Source organism: Niallia sp. CD-39 (assembly GCF_059874745.1).
Window position 1 is genome coordinate 172,763 of sequence record NZ_JCBCPS010000004.1, and the last position, 13,262, is coordinate 186,024.

General features: G+C 36.8%; 9 protein-coding genes. 3 read left to right on the forward strand and 6 right to left on the reverse strand.

The window, feature by feature from the left end; genetic code table 11:
* Positions 1-249 precede the first annotated feature (249 nt).
* Positions 250-1,386 carry a trans-sulfuration enzyme family protein gene (locus AC6F34_RS11140; RefSeq protein WP_500772058.1) on the reverse strand — a complete coding sequence of 379 codons (1,137 nt, stop codon included), beginning with the start codon at positions 1,384-1,386 and terminating at the stop codon, positions 250-252.
* A 195-nt stretch (positions 1,387-1,581) separates the two neighbouring features.
* Between AC6F34_RS11140 and AC6F34_RS11145 the strand changes: the two genes are divergently transcribed.
* Positions 1,582-3,105 (forward strand): FAD-dependent oxidoreductase, encoded by a 1,524-nt coding sequence (locus tag AC6F34_RS11145; RefSeq protein WP_500772060.1) that lies wholly within the window; start codon positions 1,582-1,584, stop codon positions 3,103-3,105.
* A 53-nt stretch (positions 3,106-3,158) separates the two neighbouring features.
* On the opposite strand, the gene AC6F34_RS11150 is transcribed toward AC6F34_RS11145, so the two are convergent.
* The 3 genes from AC6F34_RS11150 to AC6F34_RS11160 all read right to left on the reverse strand — a co-directional run bounded on the left by AC6F34_RS11150 (position 3,159) and on the right by AC6F34_RS11160 (position 7,704).
* A complete protein-coding gene (locus AC6F34_RS11150) occupies positions 3,159-4,448 on the reverse strand; it encodes a protoglobin domain-containing protein (protein ID WP_500772062.1) in 1,290 nt (429 codons plus the stop codon).
* Positions 4,449-4,788: 340 nt separating this feature from the next.
* Positions 4,789-5,925, reverse strand: a complete 1,137-nt coding sequence (locus AC6F34_RS11155) for a DEAD/DEAH box helicase (RefSeq protein WP_500772064.1) — start codon at positions 5,923-5,925, stop codon at positions 4,789-4,791.
* A gap of 303 nt (positions 5,926-6,228) precedes the next feature.
* A complete protein-coding gene (locus AC6F34_RS11160) occupies positions 6,229-7,704 on the reverse strand; it encodes an alanine/glycine:cation symporter family protein (RefSeq protein WP_500772066.1) in 1,476 nt (491 codons plus the stop codon).
* Positions 7,705-7,922: 218 nt separating this feature from the next.
* Here AC6F34_RS11160 and AC6F34_RS11165 point away from each other — a divergent pair, with 218 nt between their 5' ends.
* Entirely contained in the window at positions 7,923-9,110 is a 1,188-nt protein-coding gene (locus AC6F34_RS11165) for an MFS transporter (RefSeq protein ID WP_500772068.1), read from the forward strand.
* Between the two features lie 171 nt (positions 9,111-9,281).
* Here AC6F34_RS11165 and AC6F34_RS11170 read toward each other — a convergent pair whose 3' ends face one another.
* Both AC6F34_RS11170 and map read right to left on the reverse strand, forming a co-directional pair.
* Entirely contained in the window at positions 9,282-10,277 is a 996-nt protein-coding gene (locus tag AC6F34_RS11170; RefSeq protein ID WP_500772070.1) for a zinc-binding dehydrogenase, read from the reverse strand.
* A gap of 112 nt (positions 10,278-10,389) precedes the next feature.
* The gene (gene map / locus AC6F34_RS11175) at positions 10,390-11,133 is read right to left on the reverse strand and encodes a type I methionyl aminopeptidase (RefSeq protein ID WP_500772072.1); all 744 of its coding nucleotides are present in this window, start codon (positions 11,131-11,133) and stop codon (positions 10,390-10,392) included.
* 395 nt (positions 11,134-11,528) lie between these two features.
* On the opposite strand from map, the gene AC6F34_RS11180 reads away from it, so the two are divergent.
* Positions 11,529-13,262 carry a LytS/YhcK type 5TM receptor domain-containing protein gene (locus tag AC6F34_RS11180; protein WP_500772074.1) on the forward strand — a complete coding sequence of 578 codons (1,734 nt, stop codon included), beginning with the start codon at positions 11,529-11,531 and terminating at the stop codon, positions 13,260-13,262.

Genomic DNA, 13,262 nt, shown 5'->3' on the forward strand with positions numbered 1-13,262 from the left:
TATAATCTAAGAGGCTGACCTATGGTCAGCTCTCAGACTGTTGACAAACGCATGCATACGTCGTTGTTTGTCTCGTTCGTCCCCTCATGAACCAAATGTTCTATTCGGGTCTTCACTTGACTGCACGCCTAGTCTGACAAGCGTTTTCAAGACAGTCTGTGAGATTCATCTATTATTAATAAGTCCTAAAAAAAATGTAGACAAAGTCAGAAATCGACTTTGTCTACAATCTAAGAGGCTGACCAGTGGTCAGCCTCTTTTTGCATTGCCTATAGCCTTTTCAAAAACTGCGTAAATATCTTCAGCATCTTCAATTCCAATTGAAATCCTTACAACAGAGTCATTGATTTGCAATTCTGATCGTGCCTCTTCTGTTAATGCTCGATGTGAAGTTCTAGCTGGATGTGAAACGGATGTTTCCACTCCTGCTAATGTGGGGACAATCTTAATCCATTCCAAAGACTTGAAAAACTCCCCTACATCAATCTCATTTGACAATTCAATCGTTAGCATTGCTCCGAACGGTCTATTTTGCTGGAAAGGGTAATAAACTTTCTTTATTGCTGCGTTCTGCTGAAATAGCTTCGCTACATGATATGCATTTTCAGCTTGAGTTTTCATTCGAAGTGCAATTGTTTTACCTCCACGTACAGTTAACCAAGATTCAAACGGGCTTAAATTTGCTCCTAAATTGACAACCTTCTCCCTTGCCTTTGCCACTAAATCACTTTTGCCAACAAGCACACCTGATGTCACATCACTATGACCTCCAATGTATTTCGTTGCACTATGCACAACCAAATCGATGCCTTTATCATATGGCTGGCAGAACACTGGCGTAGCAAACGTATTGTCAATCATCGTTTTCAGTTCATATTTTTGACCAAGTGCAACCATTAAATCAATGTCCTCTACTCGAAGCAATGGATTTGTAATTGATTCTGAATATAGCAGCTTTGTATTGTCCCTTAGCGCCTCCACAATCGCATTTTGATCCTCAAAAGATACAAATGAAACGTTAATTCCTAACTGCGATAGCTCATGCTCAAATAAATGATAAGTTCCTCCATATATATCCTTCGAAGCAATGACATGCTCTCCAGTCTTTACAACTGATAAAATCCCTACAAGAATTGCTGATAGGCCTGATGATGTTGCAACACCAGCAGGAGCATTTTCTAGCCGTGCAACTAAATCGGCAAGTTCATCTGTATTCGGGTTTCCAACTCTTGAATACAAATACTGATTATTGCCTTGATAGAACCCTTCTAATTCGTCTAAATCTTGAAAGTAGAATGCTGAAGTTTGATAAACTGGCGTATTCTTGCTTTTTACTATTGACTTCTTTTTTGCTTCACTATGTAATACCTTTGTCTCTAGGTTCATTTTTACAGTTCCTCTCTAACGAAGATCGTCTTTACCTACTCGTTAAACGAGATATAAGTTAGTAGGATTATAGCAAATGACACTTTTTTACGTCAATGAGGAAAAGTCTTCGCCTCTTCTTTTAGCAAGAATAAACTCGGTTAAATATGGAAATAACATATACAGATAAGATTGTTTAACGAGGAGGAAAAGCAATTGACTATAGAAAATCAAGGATTCAACGCATCTAAACACTCTCTCTGGTTACAAGCCCAGCCACCTTCATTCTCATTATTAAATGAGGATTTAGTAACGGATGTAGTCATTGTCGGCGGCGGAATTACCGGAATTACTAGTGGCTATTTATTAGCAAAAGAAGGGTTTAAAGTCGTCATATTAGAAGCAGATCAAGTATTAAGCGGAACAACTGGCTATTCTACTGCAAAAATCACAGCCCAACATGGGCTCATTTATGATGAGCTGTTACATCATGTAGGCTACGATCACACATGGCTTTATTATCATGCTCAAAAGGACGCCATACACACAATCAATCAAATCGTTCAGGATCTACAAATAGAATGTCAATTTAGTGCACAAAACGCTACACTTTTTACAACTATGGATGAATCAATTAGCAAGATTGAAAAAGAACAACAAGCTTACGAACAGCTAAAAATCCCCTTCCAGATAGCGGATACTGTACCTCTTCAAACTGACATAAGCGCATCTCTAACAATGACTGACCAAGCACAGTTTGATCCAGTTCTTTACCTAACCGAACTCATTCACGCATTTACTAAATTAGGTGGACAGATTTATGAACAATCTACCGCTGTCCAAGTTGACGAAGGAAAGCAACCGACCGTTCATCTAAATTCTGGACATAAGGTGACTGGTAATTTCGTTATTTCCGCTTCTCATTATCCCTTTGTTGATTTAAAAGGGTTATATTTCTCTAGATTGTTAGCAGATAGGTCCTATATCATTGCCGTTACACCAGAAAAGCCTTTCAATGGAGGTATGTTCTATGAAGATGATTCCCCAACTCGATCCTTGCGAGGAGCAAAGCTTAGTAACGGAGAAGATATTCTATTAATCGGCGGTGAAGGACATAAGACTGGAAAGGATATTCGAACACATCTTCATTATGAAGCTCTTGAAAACTATGCAAAAGAACATTTCGGCATAAAAAAACTCCATTCAAGATGGTCTGCCCAAGATTTAGTTACTTTAGATAAAATTCCATACATCGGACCAATTACAGCAAATCTTCAAAACATATTTATTGCTACAGGTTATCGAAAGTGGGGCATGACGAATGGAACTGTTGCCGCAAATATCTTGAAGGATGCAATTTGTGAGAAAGCATCTAGATATGCTGAAGTATTTTCACCATCAAGATTCATTGCAGACCCAAGCATAAAAAAGTTCATTTCCTATAACGCAGACGTAGCTGCGCAACTTGTAAAAGGAAAATTGCAACATCCATCACGAACAATTGAAACTTTAAATGAAGGTGAAGGCGCTGTTATCCATCATAAAGGAAAGCAAGTCGGTGCTTACAAGGATTTAGAAGGAAAAACATATTTAGTAGATCATACTTGCACACACCTAGGGTGTGAAACTAAGTGGAATGACGCTGAAAAAACATGGGATTGTCCTTGCCATGGTTCTCGCTTTACGTATAAAGGTGAAGTTGTTGAAGGACCTGCGAACACCCCATTGGAGCTTTTATAGTGGAAAGGTCAAAACGGAGACGATCGTTTTGACCTTTTGCTGTTTTAAATATATTATGCTTGAGCGGCAACATCATTTAACCGTTCAGCTGAAGTTGCAACGGTTGTTGATGCTGTACCAATTTCATTAATTGAGTAGATTAAATCTGTTACTTGTTGCTTTACTTCCTCTAGGCTTTCACCATTATTAACAATCGATAACGTAATCCCAGCAAATAGCTCATTCATCTGCTCAGAGGATGAACGCCCTGATTGTACTGATGCTTCCACATTTTTAAGTGATTCACTCACAGAATGCGTTAGTTTGTTCGAGTTTTCGATTAACCCTTCGATTTCACCTATCGATGTTTTCGTTTGCTCTGCTAACTTTTTAACCTCTTGGGATACGACAGCAAAGCCTTTTCCATGCTCCCCGGCTCTTGCTGCTTCAATGGAAGAATTTAATGCAAGTAGATTTGTTTGATCAGCTATGTTTTGGACAAAGGAAATGACAGAGGTTATATCTTGTGAGGACTGATTTAATTGGGCCACAATGGCTGTCATCTTTTCCATCTCCTCTTCTATATGAGAGATGCGCATTAATAAGTCTTTGAATTGTGTTTGTCCATTTTTCCCTTGGGCTTGGATATGCAGAGATTCCTCAACATTTATGTGAATAACTTTATTGACATCTGAACTTTGCGCAACAAGGTTTTCAACAGATGCATTAGTTTCTTCAGCCAAGGCGACGAGATCTTCACTTACTTCGAGAATCTTGTTTTTCAAATCATTCTTACCCTCTAAGTATGTGTTATATATCACTTGTACATTCTCAGCTTCATATGCTTCTAATACAATTTGTTGTTCAAGGCTTAACAATTTATTTACTGAAGCCATTACTTCTTTTAACTCTTCCATTTCCCCAGCTTCATTATATAAAATCGATAAAATAGCATTTTGTAGATTTTGAAAAGCTGCCATATACCATGAATGTTTTAAGCCGATTTGATAGTGAATATGGGCAATACGATAACGTTTTTCAATAAAATCTTGATCGATCACACCATTAAAAAGTTCAATGATATGCACCTTCAATGTCTTTCTTAATCGCTCTACTGAACTATATTTCTCGATGATTTGCTGTAATTCTTTTACTTTTAGAATCACTCCATAAAACTCTTCTGTTAAGTGATCAATTTCCTTTTCAATAATAGGTTGGACGACCTTTACATGTTGTAAATCCTTTTCAGTTAATTTAAGCATGATGAGTTTATCCATTGCGCGCAGGTCTCTTGCGATCATAATCTCCTTATCATTCAAGGCCTTAGCCGTCCAGCTTAATCGCCTTTTCTTCTTATAAAACATTGTATCTCTTCCCCCGTAACTTTTTCTCTTGTAATACTTTTTACTATACTAAATATTAGAAATGAAATAGGTGAAAAAAGTGAATATTTAGTGCCAATCATCTATGTATCTAGCAATAAAATTAAATATAAATGACTTTTTACCTATTTAACAAGTTGTAAAATATGGTTTTTAAAACAATCAATATTTTAATATAATTTAAGTTATTTAAGTAGAGCGTTGATTTCTATGTATGGAAAACACATGATAACCTTTGATTATTCCGAAAAAAAACATGCAGACATAGCTGATATCAACTTTGTCTACATGTTTTAGGCGTTTTACTTTATTGAATCATATACTAACCTTGAACTGGATCAATTATTTCTCCAGCTTTAATTCTCTTTAACTTTCCTTCGATCTTTAGAGAAGTCAGGTACTTTTTAAGTTCACGTAATTCTCGATCAGTTACAATTGAAAGCACAGTCCCACTTGCTCCAAAACGACCAGTTCTTCCAGATCGGTGAGTATATTGTTCAATATCCTTTGCCAAATCATAATGAACAACATGAGTGATCCCTTGTATATCCAACCCTCTTGTTGCAATATCTGTTGCTAATAACACATTTACTTCACCTTTACGAAAAGTTCTTAACGCTTTTTTTCTGCCATCCTTGTTTAAATCACTATGAAGGACACTGTGTTCAATGCCTTTAAAGGACAGTTTTTCAGAAAGAACCGATAAATTCCCAATATCACGAACAAAAACAAGTGTTTTGCTGCTTTCAAATCGAGCAATCTTCGCTAGAATATCAATTCTTTCTCTTTTTTCAGCTAAAAAGTAAATATGATCCACATCACCTGCTTGGATGGTTTCATCTTTTTCCACAATAATTTTTTCTGGAGAAGTTAAAAGTTCCTCTGCTTGTGTTAATGTTTCTTTCGAAATTGTTGCTGAAATTAGTACAAGCTGTCTTTCTTTTAAGGTTGACTTTACAATGTGCTTAATTGTTTGGTTATGCTCTGGTATAAATAATTGATCACATTCATCAAGTACCACTGTTTTAACTTTATGCATTTTCAATTTTTTCTGTTTGATTAATTCCACTAATCGGCCTGGCGTTCCAACTACGATATGTGGTTGCTTTTTCAACTTTTCTAGTTGTCTCTTCACATTCGCACCGCCAATTAAAGAAGCTGTTCTGATAGAAGCAGATGTTGACCATGTTTGAATCACAGATAAAATCTGCATGACCAACTCTTGTGATGGTGCAACAATAACAGCTTGGACACCTATTTCCTGCTCATCAATTGCTTGCAGCAAAGGTAGTACATAAGCCAATGTTTTTCCTGTACCCGTTGGTGATTCTGCTACTACGTCCTTTCCTTCAAGAAGTAAAGGAAGCACTCGCTTTTGAACATCTGTAAATTGCTGATAGCCAGCTTTATTCCAAGCCTCTTGTAAAAAGGGCTTACATTCATTTATTGTAATGGTCATTCTTATTCCACCTTTAATTGTTTCTATTGCTTGATAATTGTAGCAAAGTAAAAGAGTGACATCAACATGATGCCACTCTCAGATAGTAGACAAAGCTGATCTCTGACTTTGTCTACTATTTTTTTAGATTCTTTTAATATTAGAAGAAGTTCTTGCAAGCGCTTTTCTGACTAAACGTGTAGTTAAATGAAGACCCGAATAGAACATGTGGTTCATGAAGGACGATTAAGACAAGCAACGTCGTTTGCGAGCGTTTAGCAACAGCATGAGAGTTACACCAACATGATGTCACTTCTTCATTCTTTAGGACACTTTCCCTTCAGATTTTTTCTCTTTGTATCCATCCTTCCAAAACTCTGCATTCTCGATGCCCACTTCTGTCGAATTAAAAGTTGGATCAAGCCCTTTCTTCTTCTGTGCCTCATAGTCCTTTAATGCAATAATTGCCTTTTTCGAAAGCAATAATGTGGCTATTAAGTTTAACCAAAGCATAATTCCTAATCCAACATCTCCAAATGCCCAAGCTAAGTCTGCAGTACGAAGACATCCAAAGATTGTAGCAGCGATAATTACAAACTTTAAAATAAACATAGCTGCTTTTCGTACCGAACCGGTAAATAGATATGTGATATTAGTCTCAGACATATAATAGTACGCCATGATCGTTGTAAAACAGAAAAACAATAATGAAATCGCTACAAAACCTGCGCCAAATCCAGGTAATACAGATTCTACCGCAGATTGACTAAATTGAGCTGCCTCACCAGCGACCTCAGGCAAGTTCTCTACAACAGCTGTTCCGTCCTCCAGGTATGTATTAAATGAACCAGTGAAAATGATGATTAATGCAGTAGCTGTACAGATAAATAATGTATCAATATAAATAGAAAATGCTTGAACTAACCCTTGCTTAACAGGATGTGATACTTCAGCAGCAGCAGCAGCATGGGGTCCAGTCCCCTGACCAGCTTCATTTGAATAGACACCTCTTTTTACGCCCCATGCAATTGCGCTACCGAGCATTCCACCAAAAACTGATTCAGCACCAAAAGCACTTGAAAAGATTAAAGTAAAGACTGCTGGAATCTCAGTAAAATTTATAATTACAATTAATAGTGCAACAGCGATATAAGCAATTGCCATAAATGGAACAACGAATTGTGCAACTTGAGCAATCCTTCTTATTCCTCCAAAGATAATTACGGCTAAAATAATGGAGATTATTACTGCTGTTATCCATGGGTCAATACTAAAAGCCATATTGACACTTGAAGCAATAGAATTGGCTTGTACACCAGGCATTAAAATGGCCAAAGCAATAAGAGCAGCAATCGCAAAAATAATCGCAAATGGTTTACTTCCAAGTCCTTTCTCAATATAAAAGGCAGGTCCCCCGCGGTATACCCCATCTTTTTTTTCTTTATAGATTTGAGCTAATGTTGATTCTATAAAGGAAGTGGCTGCGCCTAATAATGCCATTACCCACATCCAGAAAACAGCGCCAGGTCCCCCCCATAAAATAGCAGTAGCTGTGCCTACAATATTCCCTGCACCAATTCGTCCTGATAAAGCAATTGTTAATGCTTGAAATGGACTAATTCCTGCATTTGAAGACTTACCTTTAAACATTAAATTCCACATATCTCCTAAATGACGGAACTGTAGCCCCCTCGTAATTATTGTAAAGAATACCCCTATAGCTAAAATGATAAAGATACCAGGATCACTCCATAAAACATTGTTTATCTTTGCGACAACCTCTCCAAAGAATTCTTCCATACGACACCTCTTTTTTTAGAATTGTTTTAATATTAAGAATTATATACTGAACACTAAAAATGAACAAGATGTTATTTTTAACCATTTATATCGTTTTAGAGATAAAATCTTCCTATTTATTCAGATTTAAGGTACTATATATTTAGGAAAACGAAATTTCGTGTATAGAAAGAAGTGTACGTATATTGAGTTTGCAATCAAGAAAGAATCTCTACATTATGTGGTTTTCGAATTTTTTTATAGCAGCAAGTATGACGATGGTTTTACCTTTTATCTCTTTGTACATTGAAACATTTGGTGATTTTTCAACTGCCTATGTACAAAAATGGTCTGGTTGGACGTTTGCAATTACATTCGTAACCGCCTTTCTTTTCTCACCGATATGGGGACGAATAGGTGATCTATATGGAAGAAAAAAAATCCTCATAATCTCTGGAATCGGGATGGCGATTTCTATTTTCCTTATGGGTTTTATCACTGATGTGTGGCAACTGTTCTTCTTACGTCTTGTTATGGGGGTTTTCACTGGTTTTATCGGTGTATCTCAAGCCTTTATTTCAACGCAAACACCTAAAGAAATTGCCGGGCGTGTATTAGGTACTCTGCAAACTGGAAGCATTACTGGTTCCTTATTCGGTCCATTATTAGGAGGGATATTAGCGGATGCCTTTGGATTTGCCAATACATTCAAATGGATATCACTCGCAATCTTACTATCTGCCATTCTTGTTTTCTTCACGAAGGAGATTGTCATCAATTATCCAAAGGGGATAAAAACAAAGTATTCTAGTAAAGAAGTCATCCTTCATATTGTTAGACATCCCATTTTATTAACCATTCTCTTCATATCCACACTTGTACAAATTGCTCATTTCAGTATTCAACCGATTCTTTCCTTATATGTAAGTGAACTAAATGGTCCTGAAAACCTTGCATTCTTTGCAGGTGTTGCCTTTTCCGCAGCGGGGGTTGGGAATTTAATTATGGCAAGACAATGGGGAAAATTAGGCGATGACCATGGATATGTAAAAGTATTGATTATCTTGTTGTTTATGGCTGGAATCTTCTATTTACCAGGTGCTTTTGTTACCGATCTATGGCAACTTGTCATCATTCGATTTGCATTAGGAGTAGCTATTGGTGGTATTATCCCTGTAAGGGTTGCCTATATTCGCCAAGAAGCACCACTTGCAATGCAGGGGGAAGTACTTGGATATAGCACAAGTCTAAGATTTTTAGGAAATGTCATCGGGCCAGTGATGGGTGGCTTGTTATCTGCTTACTTAGGATTTTCATCTGTATTTATTATTACAAGTCTTTTATTAATCACTAGTGGTATCATTTTGTTAGTTGCTGTATTGAGACATCCTAAATTTTCAGATGAAACACTCTCATCATCAAAATAATACCGTAGATTTTAAAAAACATGTAGACAAAGTCGATTTACGATTATGCCTACATGTTTTTCTTGTGTATTCAATCAGAATATCTAAAAAACGCTTATCAGAACGATTTCTGTGCCAAGCAACTACAATCTATCAACAGAATAAAGACCACGTTGAAGCTCATCATGGTCTTTATTCTGTTCCTACATAAAAACCGATCTTCCCAAGCTGTTCAGCTTTTTCGAGCTTCTCAAAAGCAAGTTGATAATCTTCTAAAGGATAAATTTCATCTACAATTGGGCGAATCTTTTTCTCCTCAACAAAGTGGAGCATTTCAGCATACTCTTCTGCGCTTCCCATTGTTGAGCCCAATAAATTAAATTGCCCGTAAAAGAATTCACGTAAATTAAATGTGAATTCATCGCCTGTTGAAGAACCAAAAGTAACAATTGTGCCTCCCTTCCTCAATACATTTAATGATTTCTGAAAAGTTGCTGCACCAACAGATTCAATCACTAAGTCTATTTTTTTATTCAGTTCACTCCCCCAATCAGCTTCACTGTCTAAAGCTTGTATAGCGCCTAAAGCAAGTGCCTCTTCTCTCTTCTTCTCAGATCGTGAAGACACGTATACATTAGCTCCAGCAGCTATGGCAAATTGCAGCAAGAACGTTGCTACACCACCACCAATGCCGGGGATGAATACATTCATGCCTAGCTTCACCTTACCTCTAGTAAAGAGGGCACGATAAGCCGTTAATGCAGCCAATGATAGTACTCCAGCTTCTTCCCACGATAAATGCTCAGGCTTTTTCTCAACATTTTCTGCCGGTAGGACTATATATTCTGCAAATGTTCCGTGGTATGGCAACCCAACAATTTCAAACCCTTCTGGTGGAGCATCACTATTCTCTTTCCAACCGAGACCAGGATTGATAACAACTGCATCCCCTTCAGCAAGCAAGTGCACTCCACTACCGAGCGCATCAATGATTCCCGCACCATCTGATCCTATAATAAGTGGTGGGTCTGACTCTTTATGTCTATGTAAAACAAATAGATCTCTATGATTTAAACCTGCTGTTACTAACTTAACACGAACCTCGCCTTCCTTTGGAATCGGTTTTTCAAACTTTTTATAAGCTAAACCCTTAATTCCTAGTGTACTTTCGTGTACCAGCGCTCTCATCTCATTCACTCTCCCAATTCTATAATTCATTTAATTTTACCTAATAATCAGTTATTTGAAAAATCAAAAGCCCCTGACAAGAATTTTATCTAATCAGGGGCAAAGGTTTTTATTAAAGAGTTAATATGATCGGTTGATCCTTTGTAATGACCACTGTATGTTCACACTGAGCTACGAAGCTTTTTTTCGGTGTAACATATGTCCAACCATCGCTGAGCTCAATAACTTGGTCATCACCTGTTGAGATAAATGGCTCAAATGCAACAACCATACCATCTTTTAATAATTGATGGTCCCATGGATCAAAGTAATTCAATATATGGTCCGGACTCTCATGCAATGATTTCCCAACTCCATGACCAGTGAGGTTTTTAATGACCGTATATCCATTATTTTTTGCAGTGTGCTGTACCACTTTGCCAACTGCGCTAAGCTTTGAACCTGCTTTTAACTTTTTCAGTCCTTCATCAAATGCCTTTTGCGCAGTATCGCAAAGTTTATTTAACGCAGCATTTTGACCGCCAACAACAAATGACCTTCCGGTATCTGCAAAATACCCATTCTTTGAACCTGAAACATCGATGTTAACAAGATCACCATCATGGATGACACGATTCCCTGGAATCCCGTGTGCCACTTCTTCATTGACGCTAATACATGTGTAGCCTGGAAAATCATACTCACCTTTTGGTCCCGAAATGGCACCGTGCTTTTCAAATAGCTCTCCAGCTATTTCATCAAGTTCTTTTGTCGTAATGCCCGGTTTTGTTTTAGAAATCATCTCATCACGAATGAGCGCAACAATTTTCCCTATTTCTTGTAAATGTTTCAAATCTTCTTCATTCTTAATAATCATCTAATCATTCCTTATCTATAACATTTGATCTAATATGCAAAGCCGAACACTTTTCATCTACTAAAGTATATACACAATAGTTGAATTAGAACAACTACGTATACCCTTACTAATTCCTACTATATAAGTACAATCAAAAAATTATCCTTCCAAGTCCACAACTCATTACACTAAGTATATTCTAACTCCAAAAAATGACTCTTTCAATTATCTATTTAACATATAAATCTTTATGTAACTTCTCATTTATGGAATAACATGTAAATTTTATATAAATCTAATAAGCATTTAGAATTTCCTCTTTTCATTCAAATACGAATCATTATAATTATGTTAAAGCTTGTATTTAGTTTACTTAACATTTTGTATTGATTTGAAGCAAAGGAGGTGGCGATATGCCGGAACTTCTACTTACAATGATTGAACGACTAGGCATTATTGTCACAATTGCATTTATTCTTACTCGTTTCAGGTTTTTTCGTGCAATGATCTATAAAGGTGAATTGAATAAGAACCAACAACTAACTGCGATTATTTTCTTTGGGTTTTTCGGAATTATTGGTACCTATTCTGGGATGGCCCTAAATACAGAAACACAACAGTTTAATCGGTGGGCGATCGAGTTAAGTTCAGATGAAGCAATTGCAAATTCCCGTGTTATTGGTGTCGTTTTAGCTGGAATCCTTGGTGGATATAAGGTAGGAATCGGTGCTGGACTAATAGCAGGCATTCATCGTTTCACTCTCGGAGGATTCACCGGTTTTGCCTGTGGATTCGCATCCATATTGGCTGGTGCCATTGCTGGTTATTTTTATAACAAAAAGAAAAAAGCAGTTAATCTTTCGACCGCTTTCCTTTTAGGTGCTCTAGCTGAAACGATCCAAATGATGATTATACTTTCCTTTGCAAAACCATTTGAAAAATCAATTGCTCTTGTAGAAGTTATAGGCATGCCAATGATAGTCGCAAACGGAATTGGATGTGCTTTGTTTCTGCTTATAATTAAAAGTGTGATTAACGAAGAAGAGAAAGTAGGAGCCTCACAAGCCTCTAGATCATTTAGAATTGCTGATCAAACACTGCCATTTTTTAAAATTGGTCTTACAGAGAAATCAGCAACCGCAGTATGCAACATCTTATTTAAAGAGTTGAATGCAAAAGCAGTTGCAATTACAAATAAGAATGAAATACTAGCACATGTTGGAATAGGTGACGATCATCATAAAACAAAACATATGATACAAACACAAGTTACACATGATGTTTTATCGATAGGCAAACTTACAGTCGCAAATGAGAAAGAAATAGGCTGTAAACAGTTGAATTGCCCACTAAAAACAGCAATCATTGGTCCTTTAAAAAACAGAGATGGTACGATTGGTACACTGAAGGTTTATTACGAATCGGAGAAAGAAATCAACCACCTTGAAATAGAACTCGTAACAGGGTTGAGCATGTTGTTAAGCAGTCAACTTGAAATTGCGGAGGCAGATCGCGCTCATCAACTAGCAAAAGAAGCTGAGATTAATGCACTTCAGGCTCAAATCAGTCCTCACTTCTTGTTTAATAGTTTAAATACAATTATCTCAATGATTCGTATTAATCCTGATAAAGCTAGAAAGTTGTTAGGTTCACTTTCACAATTTCTTAGGTTAAATTTGACATCAACAACATCTTATTTAACTACGATCGAACAAGAATTGAGACATATTCAAGCTTATTTGCAAATTGAAGAAGCTAGATTCTATAATCGTTTATCGATTCAATATGATATTGACACGACTGTTTTACATGAAAAAATTCCACCGCTTACTTTGCAGCCAATTATTGAAAACGCATTGAAGCACGGACTAAGAAATAAAAATGGAGCATGTAAAATCTATTTATCCATAAAGGAGAAAGGCGGGAAGATACGATTAAGTATTCATGACAATGGAGATGGCATTCCAGCTCCAATAATGAAACGGTTAGGTAAAGAGAAAATTGATTCTTTAATCGGTTCTGGTGTAGCGATTTACAATGTCAATAGAAGACTTTCATTAACCTTTGGAGAAGAAGCCTCTCTTCAAATCCACTCAAATAAAAAAGAAGGAACAACAGTTTCATTCTTCATTCAAAAGGCGGTGTAA